The organism is Vibrio sp. 1978 (assembly GCF_033344345.1).
In genome coordinates this window covers 40,226-66,500 of record NZ_JAWPOP010000026.1, presented here as the reverse complement: position 1 = coordinate 66,500, position 26,275 = coordinate 40,226, and the positions used below count along the sequence as shown (strand labels likewise).

20 protein-coding genes are annotated in these 26,275 nt (G+C 46.1%); 5 read left to right on the top strand and 15 right to left on the bottom strand.

The window, feature by feature from the left end; genetic code table 11:
• Window positions 1–969 precede the first annotated feature (969 nt).
• Complete coding sequence (locus tag R8N49_RS20210; protein WP_318190058.1) at window positions 970–2,541, top strand: ABC-F family ATP-binding cassette domain-containing protein; 1,572 nt, start codon at window positions 970–972, stop codon at window positions 2,539–2,541.
• The gene (locus tag R8N49_RS20205) at window positions 2,538–3,695 is read left to right on the top strand and encodes an MFS transporter (protein ID WP_258489323.1); all 1,158 of its coding nucleotides are present in this window, start codon (window positions 2,538–2,540) and stop codon (window positions 3,693–3,695) included. The genes R8N49_RS20210 and R8N49_RS20205 overlap by 4 nt, the downstream gene beginning before the upstream one ends.
• 74 nt (window positions 3,696–3,769) lie before the next feature.
• On the opposite strand, the gene fis is transcribed toward R8N49_RS20205, so the two are convergent.
• The 9 genes from fis to R8N49_RS20160 all read right to left on the bottom strand — a co-directional run bounded on the left by fis (window position 3,770) and on the right by R8N49_RS20160 (window position 13,564).
• Entirely contained in the window at window positions 3,770–4,066 is a 297-nt protein-coding gene (gene fis, locus R8N49_RS20200) for a DNA-binding transcriptional regulator Fis (RefSeq protein ID WP_000462885.1), read from the bottom strand.
• A gap of 23 nt (window positions 4,067–4,089) precedes the next feature.
• Window positions 4,090–5,058 (bottom strand): tRNA dihydrouridine synthase DusB, encoded by a 969-nt coding sequence (gene dusB, locus R8N49_RS20195; protein ID WP_005382505.1) that lies wholly within the window; start codon window positions 5,056–5,058, stop codon window positions 4,090–4,092.
• A gap of 139 nt (window positions 5,059–5,197) precedes the next feature.
• Complete coding sequence (prmA, locus tag R8N49_RS20190) at window positions 5,198–6,085, bottom strand: 50S ribosomal protein L11 methyltransferase (protein WP_005382507.1); 888 nt, start codon at window positions 6,083–6,085, stop codon at window positions 5,198–5,200.
• 165 nt (window positions 6,086–6,250) lie between these two features.
• Complete coding sequence (gene accC / locus R8N49_RS20185; RefSeq protein ID WP_005382509.1) at window positions 6,251–7,594, bottom strand: acetyl-CoA carboxylase biotin carboxylase subunit; 1,344 nt, start codon at window positions 7,592–7,594, stop codon at window positions 6,251–6,253.
• 14 nt (window positions 7,595–7,608) lie between these two features.
• Window positions 7,609–8,070 carry an acetyl-CoA carboxylase biotin carboxyl carrier protein gene (gene accB / locus R8N49_RS20180; RefSeq protein ID WP_005386355.1) on the bottom strand — a complete coding sequence of 154 codons (462 nt, stop codon included), beginning with the start codon at window positions 8,068–8,070 and terminating at the stop codon, window positions 7,609–7,611.
• A 61-nt stretch (window positions 8,071–8,131) separates the two neighbouring features.
• Window positions 8,132–8,581: a type II 3-dehydroquinate dehydratase gene (gene aroQ / locus R8N49_RS20175; RefSeq protein WP_005382360.1), complete on the bottom strand. Its 450-nt coding sequence runs from the start codon at window positions 8,579–8,581 to the stop codon at window positions 8,132–8,134.
• A 303-nt stretch (window positions 8,582–8,884) separates the two neighbouring features.
• Window positions 8,885–10,837, bottom strand: coding sequence for an acetate--CoA ligase (acs, locus tag R8N49_RS20170; protein ID WP_005386359.1), 1,953 nt, complete (start codon window positions 10,835–10,837; stop codon window positions 8,885–8,887).
• A 237-nt stretch (window positions 10,838–11,074) separates the two neighbouring features.
• Window positions 11,075–11,704 (bottom strand): 3'-5' exonuclease, encoded by a 630-nt coding sequence (locus R8N49_RS20165; protein ID WP_042523697.1) that lies wholly within the window; start codon window positions 11,702–11,704, stop codon window positions 11,075–11,077.
• A gap of 33 nt (window positions 11,705–11,737) precedes the next feature.
• Complete coding sequence (locus R8N49_RS20160) at window positions 11,738–13,564, bottom strand: DUF294 nucleotidyltransferase-like domain-containing protein (RefSeq protein WP_258489324.1); 1,827 nt, start codon at window positions 13,562–13,564, stop codon at window positions 11,738–11,740.
• Window positions 13,565–13,797: 233 nt separating this feature from the next.
• Between R8N49_RS20160 and R8N49_RS20155 the strand changes: the two genes are divergently transcribed.
• Together R8N49_RS20155 and R8N49_RS20150 are read left to right on the top strand one after the other, a co-directional pair.
• Entirely contained in the window at window positions 13,798–14,985 is a 1,188-nt protein-coding gene (locus tag R8N49_RS20155; protein ID WP_042523701.1) for a 3-phenylpropionate MFS transporter, read from the top strand.
• A 135-nt stretch (window positions 14,986–15,120) separates the two neighbouring features.
• Window positions 15,121–18,552, top strand: a complete 3,432-nt coding sequence (locus R8N49_RS20150) for a PAS-domain containing protein (protein WP_054577283.1) — start codon at window positions 15,121–15,123, stop codon at window positions 18,550–18,552.
• A gap of 91 nt (window positions 18,553–18,643) precedes the next feature.
• On the opposite strand, the gene R8N49_RS20145 is transcribed toward R8N49_RS20150, so the two are convergent.
• From R8N49_RS20145 to R8N49_RS20125, 5 genes are all read right to left on the bottom strand, one after another.
• Window positions 18,644–20,029, bottom strand: coding sequence for a class II fumarate hydratase (locus tag R8N49_RS20145; RefSeq protein WP_054577282.1), 1,386 nt, complete (start codon window positions 20,027–20,029; stop codon window positions 18,644–18,646).
• Between the two features lie 17 nt (window positions 20,030–20,046).
• On the bottom strand, window positions 20,047–20,424 hold the full coding sequence (locus R8N49_RS20140; RefSeq protein WP_005382370.1) for a hypothetical protein: 378 nt from the start codon (window positions 20,422–20,424) through the stop codon (window positions 20,047–20,049).
• Window positions 20,425–20,623: 199 nt separating this feature from the next.
• Complete coding sequence (locus R8N49_RS20135; RefSeq protein WP_005382371.1) at window positions 20,624–21,106, bottom strand: hypothetical protein; 483 nt, start codon at window positions 21,104–21,106, stop codon at window positions 20,624–20,626.
• Window positions 21,107–21,214: 108 nt separating this feature from the next.
• On the bottom strand, window positions 21,215–22,942 hold the full coding sequence (locus R8N49_RS20130; RefSeq protein WP_054577281.1) for a sodium:solute symporter family protein: 1,728 nt from the start codon (window positions 22,940–22,942) through the stop codon (window positions 21,215–21,217).
• Between the two features lie 12 nt (window positions 22,943–22,954).
• On the bottom strand, window positions 22,955–23,218 hold the full coding sequence (locus tag R8N49_RS20125; protein ID WP_005382373.1) for a DUF4212 domain-containing protein: 264 nt from the start codon (window positions 23,216–23,218) through the stop codon (window positions 22,955–22,957).
• 520 nt (window positions 23,219–23,738) lie between these two features.
• Between R8N49_RS20125 and R8N49_RS20120 the strand changes: the two genes are divergently transcribed.
• Window positions 23,739–25,490 (top strand): potassium/proton antiporter, encoded by a 1,752-nt coding sequence (locus R8N49_RS20120; protein WP_005382374.1) that lies wholly within the window; start codon window positions 23,739–23,741, stop codon window positions 25,488–25,490.
• Here R8N49_RS20120 and R8N49_RS20115 read toward each other — a convergent pair.
• A complete protein-coding gene (locus R8N49_RS20115; RefSeq protein WP_005382375.1) occupies window positions 25,487–26,116 on the bottom strand; it encodes a response regulator in 630 nt (209 codons plus the stop codon). The two genes, R8N49_RS20120 and R8N49_RS20115, sit on opposite strands and share 4 nt — an antisense overlap.
• Window positions 26,117–26,275 lie beyond the last annotated feature (159 nt).

The following is a 26,275-nucleotide window of genomic DNA, read 5'->3' as shown; positions in this document are numbered from 1 at the left end:
ACGCCGGGGGTCGCGGGTTCGAGTCCCGTCCACTCCGCCACTTATATTAAGCCTCAGTCGAAAGACTGAGGCTTTTTTCGTTTTGGTTCCCCGACTTACCTTAAACCCACTTTCATATTGAAACCTTGCATCGAGAGGCCGGCTTCCCTCTGGCGATGCTTTCTAAGCCCTGTTATGAGTGAAGTGGAACGCAGTTTTGTGTGGTTTCTGCAGTCTCGAGCGCTAGTTTTGAGCCCCTGTGCTTAACTTACCAAAGCTTCCTTTATTATTACCTGGAAAATTTATTCAATAGGTTATGTTATTTTCGGGGGAGATTTCTCTGCTTTAGATGTTTTGATTTAGCCATAGGCGCTTATTAATATAAACTCAGCGCATTTAAAACTTTCCAAACATGGATTTTGTTTTGTCGATCTATTTAAGCCAGTGTCTTAAAGTATATTCGCTACTTCTTCCCTCTAACCCTCTCCAACCTTCAAAGCCACCACTACGTACGTATAACGTGAGCGGTATAGGTGCTTTCATAGCTGTGTTTGCTGAGTAAGTCGTTCACCTAGCACATTGACTGAGGAAAGGTCTTCTTTCAGTGGATCTTCGTCTAAGTCACGATAGTTTTTAATAATTATCTGGTACTTTTTATTCTAAAGGTGTACGCTTCACATCGAATATTTTTTCGACAGTAAATCATGTTATATCTCTTGTTTAAAAGCTTTGTAAGAAGGCTGAACTCCGTGCAAAAAACGCGATGAAGTGTTGCTCGGAGTCTTAAATTAATCTTCATCAGGTGTTTTATGTGTGGGTAGCTTCGCTGAAGTTATACGCAGGTGCTTGTACACCTGATAAAAGAGAAGAGATGGCCGGTGATATTTCATCATCGGCCTTTTTGTATCTGTTAAGCAGCTACAAAGCATTTCCCAGTATTGAAATAAGGGCCGGTATTGATCACCGGCCCTTTTTTATTTGGTTGAAAACATGAGTATTTTACAAGTTAAAAATTTGTCTTATCAGATAGCCGATAAGACATTATACAACAACGTGACCTTTCGTATTAACGTGGGAGAGAAAGTAGGTATCACCGGAGCGAATGGTGTTGGAAGAAGCACCTTATTGAAACTGCTTTTCGGTGAATTATCTGCAGATAAGGGCCGCATTGAATGGTTACCAAGCCTTGAGGTAGGGTATTTAGAACAACATTTTAAGATCGATAATGTGCTGACAGTTCATGAGTGTTTAAAGGGCTCTTTTGAGAGTTTATACGCTGCAGAGCAAAAGCTTTGGACTTTGTATCATGCGATGACCGAGTCTCACTCTACATCTCTTTTAAGCCAAGTCGCTCGGCTACAGGCATATTTAGAAGATGAAAACTTCTATGCAATTAATACCAAAATTGAACAAGTTGCTGTAGGTCTTGGCATTTATCAATTTGGCTTAGATACACCGCTTGTCTCGCTAAGTGGCGGTCAAAGACACAAAGTCCTTTTAGGCAGGTTGTTACTTCGCAACCCCGATGTGTTAATTCTTGATGAGCCGACAAACTATCTTGATGCTCCGCACATTGAATGGCTAGTCACGTTTCTCAATGATTACATTGGCACCGTTTTACTGGTTTCTCATGATGTTGATTTCCTTAATCAAGTAGCGACCAGTATTTGTGATATTGATTATCAAACGGTTCGAAAATACAGCGGCACTTATGTCAAAGCAATGCAGCAAAAGCATCACGATGGTGCTTTGATAGAAAAGCAATATAAGGCTCAGCAAAATGAAATTCGAAAGTTAGAGCAATTTATTGCCAAAAATGGCGCTGGAGTTAACGCGAGTCTTGCTAAAGGGCGTAAGAAAAAACTGGATAAAATCGAACGTATTCAACTGAATAATGTAGAGAAAGTATCGATGTTTGACTTTGCTTACCAGCCCATTGGGCAACCGAATGTGATTGACGCAAAAGCGTTGATGATCGGTTATCAGCAGCCTCTGCTTCCAGTGTTTGATATCACGTTAGCGCGCGGGGAAAAGTTGGTTGTTGCTGGCTTTAACGGCGTGGGTAAGTCGACCTTACTTAAAACCCTGATGGGGGAGATCGAGCCACTCTCTGGTGAGGTGGTATTGGCAAAAGGTGCAATAATTGGTTATTTTTCTCAAGATTTGTCTTGGCGCCATCCTCAGAACACGCCTGAACAGGAGCTGTGCTCTTGTGCGCCAACAATCTCAAGCAAAGAGTCACGCAAGCTATTAGCTCGCTTTGGGATTACGGGGGATAAGACGCAGCGCCACTTAGATACATTGAGCGGTGGTGAGCAAACTCGGGTGAAACTGTGTTGTTTATCGGTTCAGAAATGCAATGTTTTGCTGTTGGACGAACCAACAACACATTTGGATAGCAGCAGTAAAAATGCGCTTAAAGAGGCTCTCCTGCGCTTTTCCGGTAGCGTGATTGTAGTATCTCATGAGAAGGCATTTTTGCAATCTTGGCCTGATAGAGTTTTAGATATTTCGTTGCTCACTTGTGCTGAATCGAAAACAGAACAGGAGGTGGAGCTATGATGCAGTCCATGATCCTATTTCTCGTTGCTTTTCTTGTTGGTGCTGATGAGTTGATGCTTGGATCTATTCTTGAACCTATCGGAAATGATTTAAGTGTTCAACCGAGTCAGGTGACCTTATTTATTACGGCATATAGTTTAGCCATAGCAATTTGCGCTCCTTACTTGGGCCGTTTATCAGACCGAGTTGGGCGTATTCGTATCATGGTGCCTGCTTGCTTTGTATTTGGGGTTGCGTCTATTACGACGGGCATAGTTCATGATTTTGAACTTGCTATTGCAACTCGTGTGATCACTGGTATTGCAAGTGCAGGCATGTTACCAATTGCATTCGCGTTAGCGGGAGACGCGAAGGGTAATAGAGCGATGCGTCAAATTGTGATGGTTCAGGCGGGATTAACGCTAGGTATGATAACTAGTCCGGCGATCGGAGCATTGTTGACCCAGCTTTTATCATGGCGTACCGCTTTTATTATTTTGGGCGTGGCGGCTCTTTTTGTCGGTGCCATGAGCGTAGTGTCCATGAACAACAAGCATAATGAGTCCAAGAAGTCAGATACTCTGCCACCTATCACAGACGTCATTCATCTTCCAGGCGCGTTGAGGGCGATTCTAGCGATGTGTTTAGGCCTAGGGGGACGTATTGGTGTATTTAACCTGATAGGCCTTCATATTCGAGATACCAGCGAGTTGGCGCTCGGTTGGGTGGGCGCTATTTATGCTGCTCTAGGGATCGTGAGTGTGGTTGGAAATATGTGCGTGGGGAGAGCTTGCCGTTGGCTTGGTAGCTCTCGAGCTGTTATGCGAGTGGCTTTAATGGTGTGCATACCTTGCAGTGCATGGGTGTTCTCAAGTGAGATGAGTACGGTTACCGCTTATCTTCCAGCTCTAGTGCTCTGGTCTCTTGCTGGAGGGGTTGGTTCTCCGGCATTACAAGCACATATCGCAAGCTTATCTGATGAATATCGAGGTGTGTTAATGTCTTTTGGAATGAGTATGATGCACTTTGGTGTCGCGATTTGGTCTGCCTTGGCGGGCTTCGCGTATTCTGTAGGCAATGAATGGGTCGCTTTCGTGGCTTTGCTATTGTTTGGCTCAGCAGTAGTTATCTTAAAGCCAGTTGGTAATACTGAACAAAGTGAGCGTTATTCGTAGTGTTTTAGTAGATAAAGAAAAGCCGTTACCTAAAAAGGTAACGGCTTGTTCCAAATACTTTTTGAAAAACGGTCTTAGTTCATGCCGTATTTCTTAAGTTTCTTGCGAAGAGTACCGCGGTTGATACCCATCATAGTTGCTGCGCGAGTTTGGTTACCGCGAGTGTACTGCATGATAGTATCTAGTAGTGGCTGTTCAACTTCAGCTAGAACTAATTCGTATAGTTCTGTTACTTCCTGGCCGTTTAGTTGAGCAAGGTAGTTTTTAAGAGACGCTTTAACAGAGTCACGTAAAGGCTTCTGAGTAATCTGGTCTTGTGACGTTACTGTAGTTACTGTTAATGCTTCTGAAGTCAGATTTTGTTCGAACATATTCGGTCTAGCTCTTCTCTTAATTATGATGCAACGTTATCAAAATAACCTTCTAACGCCTCAATTTGCAGCGGAGCTGCGTCGATAGCGTTGAAGGTACGGCGAAACTCACTTGCCTGTTCATGCTCTTTCAGGTACCACCCAACGTGCTTGCGCGCGATACGTGGACCTAAGAACTCCCCATAAAACTCATGCAGAGCATTTACATGACCAAGCATAATGGTTTTCACTTCCTCAGTTGGAAGTTCCTCCATTGTGGTGCCGTTTTCCAAATAGTGATGGATTTCCTGGAAAATCCAAGGACGACCCTGGGCAGGGCGTCCAATCATTAAAGCGTCCGCACCGGTGTACTCCAGTACAAATTTGGCTTTCTCCGGGCTATCGATATCACCGTTCGCGATAACCGGAATTGAAATCGCCTCTTTTACCGCTTTAATGCTGTCATATTCGGCCTCACCTTTGTACATACATGCTTTCGTTCTGCCATGCAGAGCAAGAGCTTGTATGCCGCAGTTTTCGGCTAATTTAGCGATCTGGACACAGTTCTTGTTGTCTGTATCCCAGCCAGTTCGAGTCTTTAACGTTACAGGAACGTCCACTGCATTCACGACCGCTTTCAAAATCTCTTCGATAATGTTTGGGTATTGAAGCAGAGCAGAGCCCGCTAGCTTCTTATTCACTTTTTTTGCCGGGCAGCCCATGTTGATGTCGATGATTTGTGCACCGTTCTCAACACTGAATTGAGCTGCGTCCGCCATAAGCTGTGGATCGGAACCCGCAATCTGTACAGAGCGAATGCCCGATTCGCCCTCGTGTACCATGCGCTGTTTCGACTTTGACGTTCCCCATAGTTTTGGGTTAGCAGACATCATTTCACTGACGGCCATTCCCGCACCATAGCGAAGACACAACTCGCGAAACGGTCTATCCGTTACACCAGCCATAGGGGCTACGATTAGATTGTTCTTAAGTTGATAGTTTCCGATTTTCAAAACGTCATCACAGTTCTGTACCAGCAAGGGCGCGCATTTTACGCATTTTTTCACTGCGTGAAAAGACTAATATTTGAGCATTTACAAATTGTTTTTGTAAATTGTATGAATTTCAAACAATTAGCTCTGAAAACCTTGTCTAGCCTTGCTTACGACCAGAGATGCGACACCATTCACTTTGCTCAACAATCGGGTCAATGTGAAGCTCGTCACGGTAATAGTTCGCAACATCTTCAGCTTGAGTGTCTAATACGCCGGACATAGCGAGGTCGCCATTTGGCTTAACTAGTCCTTTGATGATAGGTGCAAGTTCACGTAAAGGTCCCGCAAGGATGTTGGCCACAACGACGTCAGCGACGAGACCTTCTGGTTGATTTTGCGGTAAGTAAACTTCTAGTTTGTCTGCAACGCCATTACGCTCAGCATTGTCTTTTGAAGCAAGCAGGGCTTGAGGATCAATGTCGATCCCTATCACTTTTTCAGCGCCCAGTTTGATCGCTGCGATCGCAAGAATACCTGAGCCACAACCGAAGTCGATAACGGTCTTACCGCTTAAGTCCATGCTTTCTAGCCACTCAAGACAAAGTGCTGTTGTAGGGTGAGTACCCGTACCGAATGCAAGGCCTGGATCCAACATAACATTAACAGCGTCAGGATCTGGAATGTCGCGCCAGCTTGGGCAAATCCATAGGCGTTCACCAAATTTCATTGGGTGGAAGTTTTCCATCCATTCGCGTTCCCAGTCTTTATCTTCAAGCTGTTCTACTTTGTAAGCAAAATTGTCAGCCAGCATATTGCTCGCTTTAATTTGGTCGATGATGAAGTTAGTGTCTGCTTCTGCATCATACAGTGCCAGAATATCAGTATCGCCCCATAAGCGAGTTTCGCCAGGTAGAGGTTCGAATACAGGTGTATCCTGCGCGTCTAAGAATGTAACAGACAGCGCGCCAGTCTCTTCCATTAGCATATCGCCGATTTGCTCAGCGTTTTCATTGGTCGCGTTGAGTTTGATTTGAATCCAAGGCATTGGTTTTTGCTCTTAAAGTGAATGAAGTGGCGCAGAGTTTACCAGAACTCTACGATTTGTTTGAGTATATACCCAAATAAGCCGATTTATATGTTGAGCCCTTTGCGTACATATAAAACAAAAATGCCCACGGGAGTGGGCATTTTTTAAGACGTTTGCTTAGGCTTATTGTAAGCCAAGCTTCTTCTCTAGGTAGTGGATGTTTGCACCACCGTGTTGGAAGTTTTCGTCATTCATAATGGAGAATTGCAGTGGCACGTTAGTTTTGATGCCTTCGATGATCATCTCACCCAGTGCGTTTTTCATACGTGCAATCGCTACATCACGGTTCTCACCGTAAGTGATCAGTTTACCAATCATTGAATCGTAATGAGGTGGTACTGTGTAGCCTGTGTAGATATGAGATTCCCAACGTACACCCATACCGCCAGGAGCGTGGAAACGCTCGATCTTACCCGGAGATGGTAGGAAGCGCTCAGGGTCTTCTGCGTTGATACGACACTCAATCGCATGGCCACGGATCTTAATATCATCTTGAGTGAATGACAGAGGCTGACCCGCTGCAACACGAAGCTGTTCTTTAATTAGGTCGATGCCAGTAACCATCTCTGTTACTGGGTGCTCTACCTGAATACGAGTGTTCATTTCGATGAAGTAGAACTCACCGTTCTCGTATAGGAATTCAAACGTACCTGCGCCGCGGTAACCGATCTCGATACATGCACGAGTACAGCGTTCACCGATGTACTTACGCATTTCTTCGGTGATACCAGGTGCTGGAGCTTCTTCCACTACTTTTTGGTGACGGCGTTGCATTGAACAGTCACGCTCACCAAGGTGGATTGCGCCGCCTTGACCGTCAGCAATAACCTGAACTTCAACGTGACGAGGGTTTTCTAGGAATTTCTCCATGTAAACCATGTCATTGTTGAACGCCGCTTTTGCTTCAGCACGTGTCATTGCAATAGCTTGGATAAGGTCTTTCTCTGCGCGAACAACACGCATACCACGACCGCCGCCGCCGCCAGATGCTTTGATGATTACTGGGTAACCAATGCGCTTAGCAAATGCTTTGTTTTTCTCTTCGTCATTGTCTAGAGGGCCGTCAGAACCCGGTACACAAGGAACGCCTGCTTTCTTCATTGCATTGATAGCAGATACTTTATCGCCCATTAGGCGGATAGTGTCTGCCTTTGGACCAACGAAGATGAAACCACTGCGCTCAACTTGCTCTGCGAAGTCTGCGTTCTCAGACAGGAAGCCGTAACCTGGGTGGATAGCAACAGCACCAGTCACTTCTGCTGCAGAAATGATGCGTGGAATGTTTAGGTAGCTGTCGATACCACGAGCAGGGCCGATACATACGGTTTCGTCTGCGAGCAGTACGTGCTTAAGATCGCGGTCAGCTGTCGAGTGAACAGCGACGGTCTTAATACCTAATTCTTTACAAGCGCGAAGAATACGAAGTGCAATTTCACCTCGGTTCGCGATGACTACTTTGTCTAGCATAAGGCAAGCCCCGCTTATTCGATTACAACAAGAGGTTGGTCGAATTCAACTGGTTGGCCGTCTTCAGCTAGGATTGCTGTAACAACGCCAGATTTGTCCGCTTCGATTTGGTTCATCATTTTCATTGCTTCAACAATACATAGAGTATCGCCAGCATTTACTTTCTGACCCACTTCTACGAATGCTTTAGAGTCTGGGCTTGGAGAGCGGTAGAAAGTACCAACCATTGGAGAAAGAACTTGGTGACCTGCAGGTGTTGCTGCTGGAGCTTCTGCTGCTGGCGCTTCCGCTACTGGTGCCGCTGCTACTGGAGCAGGTGCCGCCGCTGGAGCTGCTGCGTAGTGAATTGGTGCTTGAGGGGCTGCAGTGCCATGACGGCTGATGCGCACTGACTCTTCACCTTCAGAGATCTCTAGCTCAGCAATGCCAGACTCTTCAACTAACTCAATTAGCTTCTTGATTTTACGAATATCCATCTTTTCTTTCTCTTTTATCTTGTGATTAAGACAACCCTCGTAGGGTTGCAGAGTGTTAGGGTTACTTTGCCTGTAGCTTATTGATCGCTGCAGACAGAGCAAATTCATAACCTTGTGCGCCTAAACCGCAAATCACACCCTCTGCTTTATCTGACAGGTAAGAGTGATGACGGAATGGTTCACGTGCGTGCACATTTGATAAGTGCACCTCAATAAATGGGATGGCGACGCCAAGTAATGCATCTCGCAGCGCCACACTAGTATGAGTGAAAGCCGCTGGATTGATGATGATGAAGTCAATCTTGCCATAGGCAGCGTGAATGGCTTCAATCAGTTCGTACTCACGATTTGATTGTAGGTGTTCCAGTTCTACCCCAGCGTTATGGGCTTGCTCTGTAAGAGTATCCACAACTTGAGCTAAGGTACTGTGACCATAGTGTGTCGGTTCGCGCAGACCCAATAGATTAAGATTTGGTCCGTTTAGAACAAGAATCCGTGACTTTGCAGACATTGTGTTGCTATCTTCCCTTATCGTGAGTGGAACGTTTATATTCCCAAATATACGATAGTTCAGCACGATTTTTTTGTTAAAACCGAGCAAATTTTAAAAAATCGACCAAGATTATAGCTAATTCATAGCAATTAGCAGCAATTTACTGGTCTAATCTCCTAATAGCCACTCTCGTTTCTGTAACCAAGTTAACAAAAACAACATAATTGCCATATTTTTTGTGTGGCCAATTTGTGCACTAAAGCAAAAAACCGCCATGAGTGATGGCGGTTTTTAAAGTGCTTTTAAAACAGTTGGTTGAATTTATGCCAATTCTGCTTTCTCTGCGATAAGTTTATCTACAACGCTCGGATCGGCAAGCGTTGATGTGTCTCCGAGGTTGCTAGTATCACCCGTTGCAATTTTACGCAGGATTCGACGCATGATCTTACCAGAACGAGTCTTCGGTAAGGAATCCGTCCAGTGCAGTACATCTGGTGTTGCAATTGGACCAATTTCTTTACGCACCCAATCTTTCACTTCTTTGTGTAGCTCTGCTGACGGGAATTCACCATCGTTCAAGGTAATGTAAGCGTAGATAGCTTGGCCTTTGATATCATGCGGAATGCCCACAATAGCGGCCTCAGCAATTTTATGATGTGCGACAAGAGCCGATTCTATTTCAGCGGTACCCATGCGGTGACCCGACACGTTTAGTACGTCATCAACACGGCCCGTGATCCAGTAGTAACCGTCTTCGTCACGACGAGCCCCATCACTAGTAAAGTACATTCCCTTAAAGGTTGAGAAGTAGGTCTGTTCAAAGCGCTCGTGGTCGCCATAAACAGTACGCATCTGACCTGGCCATGAATCAAGGATCACCAAGTTACCTTCTGCTGCGGTTTCTTCAATGATGTTGCCCATGTTATCAACCAGTGCAGGTTGGACTCCGAAGAATGGTCGAGTTGCTGAGCCTGGTTTTAAATCTGTTGCGCCTGGTAGTGGTGCAATTAAGATACCGCCGGTCTCTGTTTGCCACCAAGTATCAACGATAGGCGAGCTCTCGTTACCAATCGTTTTGTAGTACCACTCCCACGCTTCAGGGTTGATAGGCTCACCTACTGAACCCATCACACGTAAGCTTGAACGAGATGTCCCTGCTACCGCTTCGTTACCTTTTGCCATTAGTGCACGAATAGCGGTTGGCGCAGTGTAGAGAATGTTCACTTGGTGCTTATCAACCACTTCACTCATACGAGCCGTGCTTGGGTAGTTTGGAACACCTTCAAACAGAATGGTTTTGGCCCCGTTCGCTAGTGGACCATAAATTAGGTAAGTATGGCCTGTAATCCAGCCCACATCCGCGGTACACCAGAAGGTTTCTCCTGGTTGATAATCGAAGACATATTTAAAGGTCATTGCCGCGTAGACGAGGTAACCGCCTGTAGTATGTAGTACGCCTTTAGGTTTACCTGTCGAGCCAGATGTGTAGAGGATGAACAGCGGGTCTTCGGCTTTCATCTCTTCTGGTGGGCAAACGTCAGAAACGTTGGCTGTTGCTTCGTGCCACCAAACATCACGGTGTTCATGCCATTCAACATCACCACCTGTACGTTTAAGCACGACGACTTTATTGATGGTTTTTACGTCTGGGTTGGTTAGTGCTTCATCCACGTTCTTTTTCAGTGGAACAGCGCGTCCGCCACGTACGCCTTCGTCTGCGGTGATCACGACTTTAGCGTCAGAGTCGATGATACGGCCGGATAGCGCTTCTGGTGAGAAACCGCCAAATACTACGGTGTGAACCGCACCAATACGGGTACAAGCGAGCATAGCCACTGCAGCTTCTGGCACCATTGGCATGTATAGACACACCACGTCGCCCTTGCGTACGCCTTGCTCTTTCAATGCGTTGGAGAATTTACACACTTCTTTGTGCAGTTCGTTGAAAGTGAGTGTTTTGTCGTCGGCTGGATCATCGCCTTCCCAAATGATGGCGACGTCATCCCCGTGTTCTGCAAGATGACGGTCAATACAGTTAGCCGAGACGTTCAGTGTGCCATCTTCAAACCAGCGAATATCAACATGGCCAGTGTCGAAAGAAGTGCTTTTTACTTTGGTGAAAGGTTTGATCCAATCAACGATTTTGCCGTGTTCGTTCCAGAAGCCCTCTGGATCGGTTACCGACTGCTGATACATGGCTAAGTAAGTATCATTATCCGCGTGTGTATGAGTTTTAATATTTTCTTTTACCGGATAAACGTGGGCTTCGCTCATGGCTTCTCTCCTTGTGCCTTATTTCTCGGCCTTACACCAATCTAGATAAGATTTTGAATATATTTTTGTAGGGCTGTTTTTTGGTTCTAAATAACTTGGTCGTGGTAATGACGACGTTGTGCTTATAACTGTCAGTCACCGCGCGTATTTCCACAATTAGACTTTAGGATGAGAGTGATGGAAGCGCCGGGAAATCGCTGAAACAAAAGTATTTCTGGGAGCTAGGTCAACTGATTTTTATGTATACGGCGTGGTTAGGTTGGGTAAATCGCCTTTCGTTAAGCGGACAAAGACCAAAGCGGCAGAAATCGCGTCTTGCAAGGCGTCGTGTTTGTCTTGGATAGGAAGTTCGAGGTGTTTACAAATGGCATCCAGACTTAAGTCGAAATAGGCATTCGGCAAATGTCGTTCCAACTTATCGTGGTAAATCTGACTGACTTCGATCAGTGGGTTAGGAAGTGGGAAGCCAAGTTGCCGCAGACAAGCAAGGTCTAAGATCTTTTTATCGTAACGAATGTGATAGCCCACAAGTGGTCGGTTGCCGATAAAGTCGAGCAGCTCGAGCAGCGCCTCTTTTTCACTGATGCCATCGACTAAGTCTTGGTGGCGAATTCGATGGATCTTGACCGAGCCTGAGTCGAGCGATTGCGGCGCGCGTAAGCGGACTTCAAATGGTTGACTGGTGATGATGCGGTTGTCGATGATCTTGGTGGCTGCAATAGTCACCAGCTCGGCGCGATTTGGGTCAAGGCTGGTGGTTTCGCAGTCAAGAGAGACGTATTCTGTTTTATCTGGCGTGCAAAACAGCGACTGATAAGGCGAGCCTTTCAATTTGTAATGCCAGTATTTGCGTTGTAACCAGTTCATTGCTTACGCCTCTGTGATTTATGAAAATCAGGGTTAATCACGAATTTGATAATGGAAGCCTAAAAATTGCTTAAATTTCTTCACCACATGTAAGCTGTGGCGAAGCAAATCACGCTCAGTTCTATCCAGTTGTTTAATATCAATGTTATTCAACGCTTCTTGCTTTTTGAGTTGCTGATTAAGACGAAGTTTAAAGAACAATTTAAGTGCTTCGTTGAGATTATCTGCCGTTTCGGATTCTAAGATGCGCTTATTTCTAAGAGCTTCAATGCGTTCAAACGTGTTCTTCTCTTCAATGGCATACTCCAAAGACAAGGCGCGAATGCCGTGTACAATTGGGAAAATACCGCCGCGTTTAATGTCCAATCCGTCTTTAGCACTTTTTACGTTGCCAAATAGAGTTAGGGGCACCGAAAACTGCAAGGCAGGGCGAGTAAAGTCAGACAATATCAACATGCGATCTTTCATTGTGTCACGAAGATGTGCCGCAATTGGGGCCAGCAGCTCGCAATTCCCAGCAACAGCATGGGCGTCACTGAAAATGGCTAAGTCCATGATTTGTTCTGGTTCGGCTTTAGCTATCCAGTGGTTTAGGGTGCTTATCCATTCTTGCTGTGTTTTGACCCATTTCGGGTTGTTAACCATCACTTTACCAGGGCAAAGTGGATAACCGAGCTGTTGTAGGGTGTGTGTGAAGGATCGCATCACTTGTTCGCAATGAGGCCATTCCAGACCATCTTGAATAATCAGGGCATTGTCTTGATCGGTTTTGAGAATTTGCTCTCCTCGGCCTTCAGAGCCGAGTACGATCAAGCAACAATGGTCGTGCAAGGCTGGTGGTATTACTAACTCGAACGCTTTCTCGATAATTTGCTCGTTTACGGCTGAGATCAGCTCCATGATGAAGCGAGTGCGGATGCCGTTTTTCAATAAGCTCTCGACCAATTGACGTTGGCGGTTTGAGGCCAAAGCGAGCTCTTCCACGCGGCTTGCTCGAGCAATACTGAGTGTTAAGACGTGAGAGTGGGTTGAGAACGCGCTGAGAATTTGGGTCATATCCAGCATGCCGACGGCTCGGTTGCCTTCACATACCATGAGGCGTTTCATTCTATTTCTGGTCATTGTGATCATGGCGTTGAATAGAAAGTCACCATCATCAACGTGATAAACAGGAAAGCTCGCGATCTCACCCACTGGTGTGTCGAGCGCGCAACCATCTATCATCACAGAATGCAGCATATTGGTACGAGTCACTATTGCGTACGGGTGGGCTGATGGCCATTTTTCCAATCGTGGATCATCGCCATGGAGTTGAACCAATGCAGCGTCAATCCCATTTTCTTTTAAGGAACGTGTTACCTCGTTAATTGGTGTATTTGGTTCAAGGATCATCGGTGGGTGATAAATGCTGCGGTCAACTTTAGTGAGAATAAACTCCGCTAAGTTTTGCTGTTGATGGGCCGCTTCGATGAGCTCTTGCCGTTTCGATAAATTGTTATCGAAATAGGCTGCAAACTGGCCATTTTCGTTGTAAAGGGCAAGGAAAATTTCTTTCGGCAGTAGGTAAGAGAGCGTGTCCTCAAGCGCGATGTAGTGATGACGTACCTTGTCTTCAAGTAACGAGCGTACATCGAACATATCGTCGTTGGCATAATGTGCGAACACTTCCTGTTGATCGTTGGAGCGCTCTTCTACCGCGCCTTTGATCAGAATATGTAAGTGGGGGTTCTTCTGTCCGCAGGATAAAATAACATCTCGAGCTCGATAGTAGGCGACGTCCAGAGACGATCGCAGTCGCGTTTGTTGTGCTTCAGTTAAGCGATCGAACGGTGGAGATTGCATGTTAAATTTGTCAGGCATGAGAACACCCAATAATGATGGAAGGAACACTCTCTAAGTCTGACAAATTTCTTACCGGAAGCCAGACGACTTTGGTCTAAATTACGATGTTTTCGCTTGAAGATGCCAAATGTCGCAAAGTTAGTATTCCATCGAGGAAACGATAAGTTTCTTATTCTTCCCTTTTTATAATACGCATGGCGATCCATAATTCCCGGCTCGAACGTTGGTGTTCCCGTTTTAGGATATTAGTAATGTTGAAACCTTCTCCGTATGGCTGGATTTCCCAGTACTTTCTCGGATTCTTCTTTGCGTATGGCGTGTATCTGCCATTTTGGTCACTTTGGTTTAAGGATCAGGGCGTATCTTCGACAGATATCGGTTTGCTGGTCGGGTTAGGCCTTGCGACACGTTGTGTTGCCAATATCGTGATCACCCCACGAGTACACAAAGTCGAACATCTTATGCCTGCTTTACGTTGGTTGAGTTTCGCTGCCCTCCTTTTTGTTGGATTTCACTTTTTTACGGGTGGTAGCTTTTGGTTAATGGCACTAGCGACAGTGTTGTTCAATCTTTGTTGTGGACCGATTATTCCGTTGTCGGACGCGATGGCAAATTACTACGCTCGCCTGAAAATGCTCGATTATGGCCGCACGCGGCTATGGGGTTCGATCGCCTTTATCGCAGGCTCGACGGCAGTGGGCTACCTGGTGGCTGAATTTGGCTCCGATATGATCTTGTACACTGCGATGTTCGGCGTGTTTATCTCGTTGCTGTTTGCTATGCGACCGACTAACCCAATGCCTGTAACGCACGGTGGGCAAAGCGCAGAACGTCCAAAGCTGACCGCTCTTTTGACCGACAAGCCGATACTAAAATTCTTAGTGTTGGTGTCACTAATTCAGGGCAGTCATGCGGCTTACTACGGCTTTAGTGCGATTCACTGGAAGGCCGCTGGTCACTCGGAAGATGTCATTGGCTACTTGTGGAGCTTAGGAGTGGCCGCAGAAGTGGCAGTGTTTGCATTGAGTAAGCGCTTATTCGTAGGTTGGTCAATACGCGCGCTGTTTATTGCTGCTGCCGTTGGTGTAATGATGCGTTGGGGTATTACGGCGTCGACAACATCAATTATTGCTTTGGTGGTTGTTCAACTATTGCATGGTGTGACTTTCGCTACCGCACACATTGCCGCGATCCAATATATCCAAAACTCCGAAGAAAATAAGATCGTAGCGTTGCAAGCGTTGTATAACGCGATTCCGTTGGGCGCATTTATCGCGTTAATGACCGTATTGAGTGGCTGGGGTTATGAGCACTGGGGATCGCTTGTGTTCTGGGGCATGGCCGCGATGGGGTTATTGGCTCTGTTCATCAAGCTTGATTCGCAAGACCCACATCAGGTGGTTGATGTATCAGACAAGCCACTTGAAACACAGAATTAGACTTATGTAACAAAGGTTAAAAACTAAGCTTTGTCTCCGTTATCAAAGCAGTGTTAAATGAAACCTCTCCCTCATGGAGAGGTTTTTTTATTCTCTTGCTTTAAAAGTAGCAAGAAAGGCAAGAAAGGATATCGGATGCAAGGATGGCTGGTGGTTCCCGTTTCTTTAGCGTATTTGGGAGCTTTATTTATCATCGCGTGGTACGGCGACATTCAGAAAAGGTGGCTAGCGCGCTGGCGGCCTTGGATTTATAGCCTTTCCATTGCGGTGTACTGTACATCGTGGACCTTCTACGGCACGGTCGGGCAGGCCAGCAGTAATCCTTGGTCTTTCTTGCCTATCTATATTGCTCCCATTTTAGTGTTTACCATCGGATGGCGCGTTTTAGCTCGGCTTATTTTGATTGCTAAACGGGAACACATCACGTCGATTGCTGACTTTATCGGAGCACGCTACGGTAAATCCCAAGGTTTGGCCGTGGTTGTTACGCTCATAGCGGTTGCGGGAATTTTGCCGTACATCGCTTTACAGCTGCGTGGTATCACTATGGGGCTTGAAATCATTGCTCCGGAGCTGGCTACTGATTTTGGTTATCAAAACGATAGCGTGTCGTGGTTTGTTGTGGTCGCATTGGCGATTTTTACGATGCTATTCGGTACCCGCCACATTGATAACACGGAACACCATCGTGGGATGATGATGGCAATTGCCTTCGAATCCATTATCAAACTGCTGGCTTTTTTAGTGGTTGGTGTTTTCATTGTTTGGTTGGCGATGAACACCGAGAATTTGAGCTTAATTGATGTTGCCGCACAGACGTATCAGTCACCAAATATCCCGACTATATTGATTCATACTGTACTCACGATGCTGGCGATCGTTTGCCTTCCGCGACAATTCCATACGATGGTTGTGGAAAATGAACGTGCTCAAGATTTGCACGTGGCTCGTTGGTTGTTCCCCATTTATCTGATCTTAATGGGGATTTTTGTTTTACCTATTGCGTGGGTAGGGCAAGGTCTCTTGAGTGGCGCTTCGCCTGATACTTATGTCATCAGTGTGCCGATGTCGGTAGGGGCGAGTGAAATCGCCTTACTTGCGTTTCTAGGCGGTACTTCAGCGGCAAGTGGCATGGTTATCGTATCGACGATTGCCTTAGCGATCATGGTCTCGAATGACTTGGTTATGCCATTGCTATTGCGTCGCATGCGACTGACGCAGCGTAACCATCACCATTTTTCTGAATTATTACTGCGGATCCGCCGTGGTTTGATATTAGTTTTGTTGATTGGCGCGTGGTGTTTCTATCAAGCGTTGGACACTATTCATTCACTGTCTGCTATCGGCTTTCTCTCGTTCGCGGCTATCACGCAATTCGCTCCTGCGCTGGTTGGCGGTATGTATTGGCGTCAAGGGAATAAGAAAGGTGTGTATGTTGGCCTCGCGGTGGGTTTTGCTACCTGGTTGATTACGTTAATGAGCCAAACAGACATGCTTGCCGGAGACGCCAGTAATAACTTCCTGATCTGGTTGATTACGCCACCAGAGGTATTGGCTAGTTTTGATATCGCGATTTCAGATTGGGGGATGATCCTCAGTGTGGTCGCTAATGCAGTGTGTTTTGTTGTGGTTTCTATGGCTACCCGACCAAGCCTAAGTGAGCGCTTACAATCGGCATCATTCGTTGGTACACCGCTGCCTGAAAGCGAAAATATGAGTCTGTACCAGAGCCGCGTTACGGTTGCAGAACTGGAAATGCTAGCGTCTAGATTTGTAGGACGAACGCGAGTTAAAGCGGCGTTTCAAGCCTACTGGAGCCAGCAACGAGAAGAGTTGATGCCGAATCAACAAGCGCCATCTTCTCTGATTCGGCATACGGAGCGTGTGCTAGCAGGGGTATTTGGAGCATCTTCTGCTAAGTTAGTACTTACTTCTGCTCTGCAAGGAAGAAACATGCAGCTTGAAGAGGTGGCGACTATCGTCGATGAAGCCTCTGAACTGTACGATTTTAGTCGGGGTTTACTCCAAGGCGCGATTGAGCATATTGGACAAGGTATTGCGGTCGTCGATAAGCAACTACGCTTGGTAGCGTGGAACCAACGCTATTTAGAACTCTTTGAATTTCCGCCAGGCCTGATTCAAGTAGGTCGACCGATTGCGGATGTGATTCGGCACAATGCAGAGCAGGGGTTGTGTGGCCCTGGTGACCCTGATGACCACGTTCGTCGCCGTGTTTATCACCTTGAGCAAGGGACTCGGCACACCTCTTCTCGGGTTCGTCCCGATGGTCGCGTGATAGAGGTGCAAGGTAACCCAATGCCAGGTGGTGGCTTTGTGATGAGCTTTACCGACATCACCGTATTCCGTGATGCAGAGCAAGCACTGAAAGACGCCAACGAGACATTGGAAGAAAGGGTACGTCTGCGGACTCGAGAATTAGAACAACTCAACAAGCAGCTGGTGGAAGCGACGCAGCGCTCTGATTTGGAATCGAAGTCCAAATCACGGTTCTTGGCGGCAGTAAGCCATGACTTGATGCAACCGCTCAACGCGGCGCGTCTATTCGCATCTTCACTATCGGAAGTCGCCAAAGACAGCGAAGCCAAAAAGCTGTCAGCACACATTGAAAGTGCTTTAGAGGCTGCCGAAGACTTAATTGGAGATTTGCTGGATATCTCGCGTTTGGAATCGGGCAAGTTGGAAGTCAACGTGCATGGCTTTGCGTTAAATGATGTGTTATCGAATTTGAATGCTGAGTTTAGTGCGTTAGCCAAACAGCAAGGTATAGAGTTCACCATGATTCCGTCCTCACTCATGGTTAAGTCGGATCCCAAACTGCTGCGCCGTGTGGTGCAAAACTTCCTGACCAATGCGTTTCGTTATAACCCGAATGGCAAAGTCGCACTCGGTGTTCGCCGCGTGAAAGGGCGAGTGCGTATTGATGTATGGGATAATGGAGTGGGGATTGAAGAAGAGAAGCAGCAAGAGATTTTTGAAGAGTTTAATCGCGGAACTCAAGTTCGTTCCGACCAAGGCCTCGGACTTGGTTTGGCGATTTCGAAAGGAATTGCTCAGGTACTTGGGCATGAAATTTCGATGCGCTCTTGGGTTGGAAAAGGCAGTGTTTTTTCCATCACCCTAGATAAAGCTGATCATGTTCAGCCTCATCCAGTTCACGTGGCAATGAGTAAGCAATCTGAACTTGGTCATCTGAGAATCCTATGTGTCGATAATGAGCCTGACATTCTAGTCGGCATGGAAAACTTACTTTCCCGATGGGGCTGCGATACACGAGTTGCGATTGATTTAGTTGAAAGTCTACAAGCGCTTGAGGATGGTTGGATTCCGGATGTAATTTTCTCCGATTACCGACTTGATGATGGTCGTACTGGTTTAGAAGTGCTACAGCAATGCCGCCTAAGATTAGGCCACAGCTTTGAAGGCGTCATCATCAGTGCAGATCGTACCGATGATATGCTTGATGGCATCAAAGCAAATGGGTTCAGCTTTATTGCTAAGCCAGTTAAGCCGCTTAAGCTGCGTTCGGTGCTCAATCGAGTCGCATAGGATTGGAGTGTTTGAAAAATCGCTATAAAAAGAGACCTCCGAATGGAGGTCTCGATGTTTGTAATCTTAGTTGATAGGCTGAGTTTGCCGCTTATTCTGCGACGCCGCCTTGAGTCAGTTTGGCTGGATTAAGCAATCGCTCTAGTGTGGCTCTATCCAAATCAGTTTCTTCTTCCGCGACATCAATAATCGCGCGTCCCTGTTTGTAGGCTTTTTTCGCGACTTCTGCCGCTTTTAGGTAACCAATGACCGGGTTGAGAGCCGTGACCAAAATAGGGTTTTTGGCGAGTGCTACATCCAAGTTATCTTGGCGAACTTCAAACGTCGCAATGGCTTTGTCAGCTAAAGCGGTTGCGCTGTTAGAGAGTAACTCGATGCTCTCCAATACGTTATGAGCAATAACTGGCAGCATGACGTTAAGCTGGAAGTTGCCCGCTTGGCCTGCGACGGTAATGGTGGTGTCATTACCAATGACTTGCGCTGATGCCATAGCTGCGGCTTCTGGGATCACAGGATTTACTTTGCCAGGCATGATGGAAGAACCCGGTTGCAAGCCTTGTAATTCAATCTCACCTAAACCAGCCAATGGACCTGAATTCATCCAACGAAGATCATTTGCGATCTTCATGATCGCAACTGCTGCTGTTTTGAGCTGTCCCGACAGAGCGACGATCGCATCTTGACTGCTTAAATTGAAAAAGAAGTTATCACTGGCCATGAACTGAATACGAGTTGACTGGGTTAGGTTGCTAGCGAATAAGTCTGCAAAGCGTGGATCGGCATTGATCCCCGTTCCAACCGCCGTACCACCTTGGGCTAAGGCTTTTACAGCAGGAAGTGTTTGTTCAATCGCTTGTTTTGCATGCTCGATTTGGAACTGCCAACCGCCAAGTTCTTGAGCAAAGGTAATTGGCATCGCGTCCATTAAGTGGGTGCGACCGGTTTTTACAACATCTTTCAATGCTTGTTGCTTAGACTCTAGTGTTTGGCTTAGGTGTGACAGGGCCGGGAAGAGCTGTTTTTCAATGGCTAATGCTGCGCTAACTTGAATGGCCGTTGGTACCACATCGTTGCTGCTTTGTCCCATATTGACGTGATCATTAGGGCTGACAGTGCCGCCTAGATGCTGGGAGGCCAGTGTTGCAATTACCTCATTCGCATTCATATTTGAGCTAGTACCTGATCCGGTTTGAAATACGTCAATTGGGAATTGCTCAATATGATTGCCTTCGATAATTGCTTGAGCTGCGTCAGCAATCGCGTTGGCAATATCTCCCTCAAGCAGCCCTAGCTGTGCGTTGGTGAGTGCCGCAGTCTGCTTGATGTGTGCTAACGCTTTGATAAAACCAGATGGCATTTTATGTTGACTGAATGAGAAGTTATCGACGGCGCGTTGAGTCTGGGCTTGGTAGAGAGCATCTGCAGGGACCGTTACTTCGCCCATACTGTCAGTTTCTATGCGGAATTCGGTGCTCATGGTAGGGATCCTTTTGGTTAATCGAGTGAGATTTGAATCAGGCGTAATTGTTGTTGTAGTGCGAGAAATTTCACGTCGCCTTGTTCAAACTGGTAGTAATAGCGTTTGAGGCAAAATAATGGCGTATGGATAGAATCGAGACAGACACGACGGAAGATACGACTGCGAGTTGAGTCTTGAATTGCGTCTAGTAAATGGAAATAAACCTGACGTAAAAACAGCTCACACAACAATAGATTTTCTTCATCGGCATCGTGTTCATAACAAGAAGACAACACCATTCCCCAATGAATATAGTCATGAATCACGTCTGGCTCAAAGCCATGTGGTGCGGCGAGAAGGAATCTATCTTGGGCTTTAAAAAATGCGTTAAAGATGTCCCGTTTGTTGTCCATAACCACCTCTCATTAAATGTAATGATAATTATTATCAATTAAGTTGTGGATTGGCAACCCTTTTTAGAGTAAGAGGTTGTTGAAGAAAGACTTACGGAAACAAAAGCCGACGCAAAGGCGTCGGCTGAGTAGGAATTCATTTATGCTGAGTGAAACTAAGTCACTGTCGTTTGAATACCGGTGAATTAGCTTGTCGCCGTTATTCAGTAAATAAGGTTTCGTACTTCACAAATGCGGTTTGTGTTTCACCATAATACAGTGTGCCGCCTGATTGAATGACGACTCTTAACCAGCTTTCTGCAGATGCAGGCTTTGGTAAGGTGATGTACCAGCTTTGGCCTGCTTGATCGGCGGGCTTCATATCAATCGGTTGAGCGTTTTTCTCTTTGTCACTCACAATAGAAACTTTAACCCCTTCGAGTGGGTAAGCGGCGTTGAGTGACAATTCTAAGTTATTTTTAGTGAGCTTTTCAGAGCGAAATTTCACTTTAAAATCGCCATTTTCCATATCACACAGACCACTGGTGTAACGACAATTAGACTTACTCGCGAGTTTGTAAGTTTCCCCTTCTTGCGCCGCGTGGGGTTTCTCGCTGAGGGCCATATCGGTACCGAAGTAAGCGATCAAAGAGAGAACTGGCGCAATCAGTAGAGCGAGAATAAAGTGCTTGTTTTTGAACATCTTGGCTTCCTTGCAACGACATACTGCGAATATGGTAACTGAAAAGTGAGAATAAAAAAGCCCCGGACGGCTGGTTCCAAGCGGGGCTTTTGTGGTTTTGATTAGTTTTTAGTGATCCACTGCACTACCAGCACCTATTGGCACGCGAACGTGTTCGACTAGGTCTTTTACTTCTTGTGGCGTTTCTGCTGTTACTTTGGAGACAGCGAATGCGACGATGAAGTTAAATAGTGCGCCAATAGCACCAAACGCGTTTGGCTCAATACCCAGGAACCAGTTTGTTCCCCAGCTTTCTAGATATTTCCAATCAGCAACGAAAAGGATGCCTTTGTGTTGGAATACGTAGAACAGCGTAATACTGATACCTGCAATCATACCGGCGATTGCGCCTTCTTTATTGATGCTCTTGCTGAAGATGCCCATCATCAATGCAGGGAAGATGGATGAAGCGGCAAGACCAAAGGCGAGTGCTACCGTACCTGCGGCAAATCCAGGCGGATTTAAACCGAGATAGCCTGCGGCTGCTATCGCTACTGCCATTGATATTCGACTAGCAAGTAGCTCTTTTTTCTCGGATATGTTCGGATTGATAACCCCTTTGATTAAGTCATGGGAAATAGCTGAAGAAATGGCGAGTAGTAAACCTGCTGCGGTAGATAGTGCAGCTGCAAGACCACCTGCTGCCACAAGTGCGATCACCCAGTTTGGTAGTTTAGCGATCTCTGGGTTAGCCAATACCATGATGTCGTTATCAACGCGCAGTTCGTTGGTGGACGCATCTGAAGTGTATTGGATATTGCCATCGCCATTTTTATCGTCAAAACCGAGTAGTCCAGTTGTTTCCCAGTTTTTGAACCACGCAGGACGCTCGTCATACGCTAGGTGCTGACCCGGAGCTGGATTTACCGTATTCATTAGGTTGAGGCGAGCCATCGCTGATACCGCTGGTGCAGTAGTGTAAAGGATTGCGATGAAGATCAGAGCCCAGCCTGCTGATGTACGTGCGTCGCGAACCTTCGGCACGGTAAAGAAACGGATAATTACGTGTGGTAGACCGGCAGTACCAATCATCAGTGACATGGTGTAGACAAACATATTAAGTGTGTCGCCACGTACTTGGGTCGTGTATTCACTGAATCCGAGTTCGGTCACAACTTGGTCAAGCCGATCGAGTAGATAGACATCGGTACCAGCCATGGTACTCCCCAGACCAATTTGTGGGATTGGGTTACCAGTGAGTTGCAGAGAGATAAAGATTGCAGGGATAGTGTAAGCAAGAATGAGTACGCAATATTGAGCAATCTGCGTGTAAGTGATGCCTTTCATGCCGCCAAGAACCGCGTACATGAAAACGATACACATACCAATTAATAGGCCGGTGGAGTAATCCACTTCTAAGAAGCGACCAAACGCAACGCCCACGCCTTTCATCTGACCGATAACATAAGTCACTGATGCGATGATAAGACAAACAACCGCTACGATACGTGCTGTGTTGGAGTAAAAGCGTTCACCAACAAACTCTGGCACCGTAAACTTACCAAATTTGCGTAGGTAAGGCGCTAGCAACAGCGCAAGCAGAACGTAGCCACCAGTCCAACCCATTAGAAATACTGAGCCGCCATAGCCCATGAAGGCAATTAAGCCTGCCATTGAGATAAACGACGCTGCGGACATCCAATCGGCTGCGGTTGCCATACCGTTTGCAATCGGGTTTACACCGCCACCAGCAACATAAAACTCTTTGGTTGATCCGGCGCGAGCCCAAATAGCAATCCCGATGTACAGGATGAACGTGGCGCCAACGACCAGGTAGGTAATAGTTTTCAAATCCATCTGAGTGACTCCTTATTCGTCCACGCCGAATTCACGGTCAATTTGGCGCATCTTCCATGCGTAATAGAAAATAATTCCTAGGAAGGCATAGATGGAGCCTTGTTGAGCAAACCAGAAACCGAGTTTGTAGCCGCCTAGTTGAAATTGATTTAGTACGTCGACAAATAAAATGCCGCAGCCGAAAGACACGACGAACCAGATGACCATTAGGCCGATCATGAGCTTCACGTTTTTGTCCCAATAGGCTTTGGCTCTTTCTTCACTTTCAAATGCCATTGCCGTCTCCTTACGATTGGTATTGTTGTTAATGAAATGTTTCAATATGTACATTAGCAAGGTGTTGGCAATAACTCTTTTCAACTTTAGTCGGGGTGTTAAAAATGAAGAATCCCCATGCTATGGGCTTTTGCAGCGAACAAAGGGGTAAAATGTTATGTTAATAAACTGTTAAGTTAGCCAAAGGTCTAAAGGTTGATTGGATAAACAAGCATGATTAAGACGGGCCATTAATCTTTTCTTCATTGAACTTGGAGATGCTGTGTAAATATTGGTGGTGATCTTGTGGCTCTTAAAGAGAGAAGGCGTAGATAAGAAAGCTCTCAAGTAATTTATTTACATAAAGTTTTCGCATCAAATCACCGTTTTAACGCACAATAAAGTAATATAACTGAGTCATTCTCGTACAACCTCGCATTTTGAGACGGTGTAAAGGGGAGGCAGATTAGGGCATTACCTCATTAACGAAGTAGCCTTGCTCATCACAATTATTATCGTTTTTCATTAAGGGAGGGTGAGAATGGACGCAGACACCATTAACAGTTTTTTTCTAATAGGTGCGTTGTTAATCGCACTTAGCGTTCTTTTAAGCCCAGTGTCTTCTAAGTTGGGAATCCCAATTCTTTTGGTATTTTTAGCCGTTGGAATGCTGGCGGGGGAAGACGGCTTAGGCGGCATCTTATTCGATAACTTTTCGATCGCTTATTTGGTTAGTAACCTCGCATTAGCCATCATTTTGCTTGATGGTGGGATGAGAACGCGGGTCGCCAGCTTTAGGGTTGCGTTATGGCCCTCGGTCTCTTTGGCGACATTTGGCGTTGCGATCACCACCATTTTGACCGGGCTGATGGCAACGTGGTTATTCGACTTAGATTTATTGCAAGGCATATTGGTTGGTGCGATTGTTGGTTCCACCGATGCTGCCGCGGTCTTCTCTCTACTCAAAGGTCGTAGCCTGAACGAACGTGTTGGTTCAACGCTGGAAATTGAATCCGGCACCAATGACCCAATGGCGGTGTTTCTGACCGTAACTCTGATTGCTATTTTAGCGAACCCTGGCGCTGACTTAAGTGCGGGCTTTTTGGCGTTCAGTTTTCTTAAGCAGTTTGGTATCGGCGCGTTACTTGGCTTCGCTGGTGGCTGGATCTTATGGAAAGTTATCAATCGCAATCAATTACCAGATGGGCTGTATTCTATTTTAACGGTCAGTGGTGGCTTGCTTATTTTTGCTTTATCTAACACTTTGGGTGGCAGTGGTATTTTGTCGATTTACCTCGTTGGTCTTTTATTAGGTAACCGTCCAACACGCAGCCGCCACTCTATTCTTCATGTTTTAGATGGTATGACGTGGCTAGCTCAAATTGGTATGTTCTTGGTGCTTGGCTTGTTGGTTACACCATCTAATTTACTCTCTATTGCGTTGCCAGGTCTTGCGCTTGCCTTCGGGATGATTTTGTTTGCCCGACCAATCTCAGTTTGGATTGGTTTACTGCCATTCAAGAGTTTCACGCCACGTGAAAAGTGGTTTGTCTCTTGGGTAGGATTGCGTGGCGCTGTACCTATCATCCTCGCGGTGTTTCCAATGATGGCAGGGTTGCCAGATGCTCAACTGTACTTCAATTTGGCATTCTTTGTAGTAATGGTGTCTTTGATAGTACAAGGGGGCACGTTGACTAAGGCGATGTCTCTTGCAAAGGTCGAGCTACCTTCTAAGCCTGAGCCAATTTCGCGTACGGGTGTAGAGATTTACCCGACCAGTGAGTGGGAGCTGTTTATCTATAGACTTAAAGCAGATAAATGGTGCATTGGTGAGCCATTACGTAGTCTTTCGATGCCGGAAGGAACGCGTATCGCCGCTGTATTTCGCAGTAAAGAGCTATTGCACCCATCCGGCAGTACGCGTCTTGAGGAAGATGATACCTTGTGTGTATTAGCACAAGAAAAGGATTTAGATGCACTGAGCTTACTGTTTAGTGAAGCCCCAGAGAAAGCGTCGCTAGCGCGATTCTTCGGTGACTTCTTCCTCGATATTGAAGTGAAGCTTGCCGATATTGCCGTGATGTATGGTTTGAATCTGGGGGATGAACCGCTGGATAAAAGTTTGAGAAACCTTGTCGAAGAGCAATTAGGTAGCACGCCAGTATTGGGAGACCATTTCGAGTGGCAAGGTTTGCATTGGATCGTCGCTGATGTTGTTGATCAGCAGGTCACTAAAGTCGGTATCCGATTGCCAAACGAAAAAAGTAAGTCTGACGATAAGACGTCAATCTAGTCGCTCATTTCCGTCAGCATAATCACGGCTTGCGTGCGGTTCTTTACACCGAGCTTACGGAAAATCGCTGTCATGTGCGCTTTTATGGTGGCTTCTGAAACATTCAATTCGTAAGCGATTTGCTTGTTCAGCAAGCCATCGGACAACATTCCCAACACTTTATATTGCTGCGGTGTTAGCGCAGCAATCTTTTCCGCTAAGTCATTACATGCCGCGTTATTGGTGATCAACCCTTCAGGGAAGTATGGGTCGCCATTCAGCACTTGATTGAGCGCGTTCACTAATTCGCGCATGTCGCTGGACTTGGGAATAAAACCAAATGCACCATGGCTTTTCACCTGCGTCACGATCGCCGGCTCTTCACTCGCTGAAACGACGACGATAGGTAAATCTGGATGCTCTGCTCGCAAATGAATCAAGCCAGACATACCATTTGCTCCTGGCATTTTGAGATCCAATAGCACTAAATCTGGCTCTTCCTCTCGCTCCAACAAAGCCAGAAGTGCGTCGAGTGAGTCCGCTTCCAGCAAATTTGCACCACTAATAGCCATGTGGATAGATTGAAACAAGGCATTCCGGAAGAGTGGGTGATCATCTGCAATAATGATGGTGTAGGTCGAATCCATGACGTTAAACACTTTTGACTATTTCGTTAAATTTATTATTGTCCAGCTTTGAGAGAGTGGACAATATTTATTCGCTAAAAGTCTGAACCAAATCGACTTTTATTAGGAAAATTGCATATAAACGCAATGTTCTTATTCAAATCTGAGCAATAAAAAACG

Bases quoted from the DNA above. Each gene is read 5' to 3' on its own strand.
- R8N49_RS20135 (WP_005382371.1), bottom strand. From the start codon at position 21,106: ATGTTCAAAAACAAGCACTTTATTCTCGCTCTACTGATTGCGCCAGTT.
- aroQ (WP_005382360.1), bottom strand. From the start codon at position 8,581: ATGTCTGCAAAGTCACGGATTCTTGTTCTAAACGGACCAAATCTTAAT.
- R8N49_RS20140 (WP_005382370.1), bottom strand. From the start codon at position 20,424: ATGGACAACAAACGGGACATCTTTAACGCATTTTTTAAAGCCCAAGAT.
- R8N49_RS20150 (WP_054577283.1), top strand. From the start codon at position 15,121: ATGCAAGGATGGCTGGTGGTTCCCGTTTCTTTAGCGTATTTGGGAGCT.
- R8N49_RS20165 (WP_042523697.1), bottom strand. From the start codon at position 11,704: ATGAACTGGTTACAACGCAAATACTGGCATTACAAATTGAAAGGCTCG.
- R8N49_RS20205 (WP_258489323.1), top strand. From the start codon at position 2,538: ATGATGCAGTCCATGATCCTATTTCTCGTTGCTTTTCTTGTTGGTGCT.
- accC (WP_005382509.1), bottom strand. From the start codon at position 7,594: ATGCTAGACAAAGTAGTCATCGCGAACCGAGGTGAAATTGCACTTCGT.
- R8N49_RS20125 (WP_005382373.1), bottom strand. From the start codon at position 23,218: ATGGCATTTGAAAGTGAAGAAAGAGCCAAAGCCTATTGGGACAAAAAC.
- accB (WP_005386355.1), bottom strand. From the start codon at position 8,070: ATGGATATTCGTAAAATCAAGAAGCTAATTGAGTTAGTTGAAGAGTCT.
- fis (WP_000462885.1), bottom strand. From the start codon at position 4,066: ATGTTCGAACAAAATCTGACTTCAGAAGCATTAACAGTAACTACAGTA.
- prmA (WP_005382507.1), bottom strand. From the start codon at position 6,085: ATGCCTTGGATTCAAATCAAACTCAACGCGACCAATGAAAACGCTGAG.
- R8N49_RS20210 (WP_318190058.1), top strand. From the start codon at position 970: ATGAGTATTTTACAAGTTAAAAATTTGTCTTATCAGATAGCCGATAAG.
- R8N49_RS20120 (WP_005382374.1), top strand. From the start codon at position 23,739: ATGGACGCAGACACCATTAACAGTTTTTTTCTAATAGGTGCGTTGTTA.
- R8N49_RS20130 (WP_054577281.1), bottom strand. From the start codon at position 22,942: ATGGATTTGAAAACTATTACCTACCTGGTCGTTGGCGCCACGTTCATC.
- R8N49_RS20145 (WP_054577282.1), bottom strand. From the start codon at position 20,029: ATGAGCACCGAATTCCGCATAGAAACTGACAGTATGGGCGAAGTAACG.
- acs (WP_005386359.1), bottom strand. From the start codon at position 10,837: ATGAGCGAAGCCCACGTTTATCCGGTAAAAGAAAATATTAAAACTCAT.
- R8N49_RS20115 (WP_005382375.1), bottom strand. From the start codon at position 26,116: ATGGATTCGACCTACACCATCATTATTGCAGATGATCACCCACTCTTC.
- R8N49_RS20155 (WP_042523701.1), top strand. From the start codon at position 13,798: ATGTTGAAACCTTCTCCGTATGGCTGGATTTCCCAGTACTTTCTCGGA.
- R8N49_RS20160 (WP_258489324.1), bottom strand. From the start codon at position 13,564: ATGCCTGACAAATTTAACATGCAATCTCCACCGTTCGATCGCTTAACT.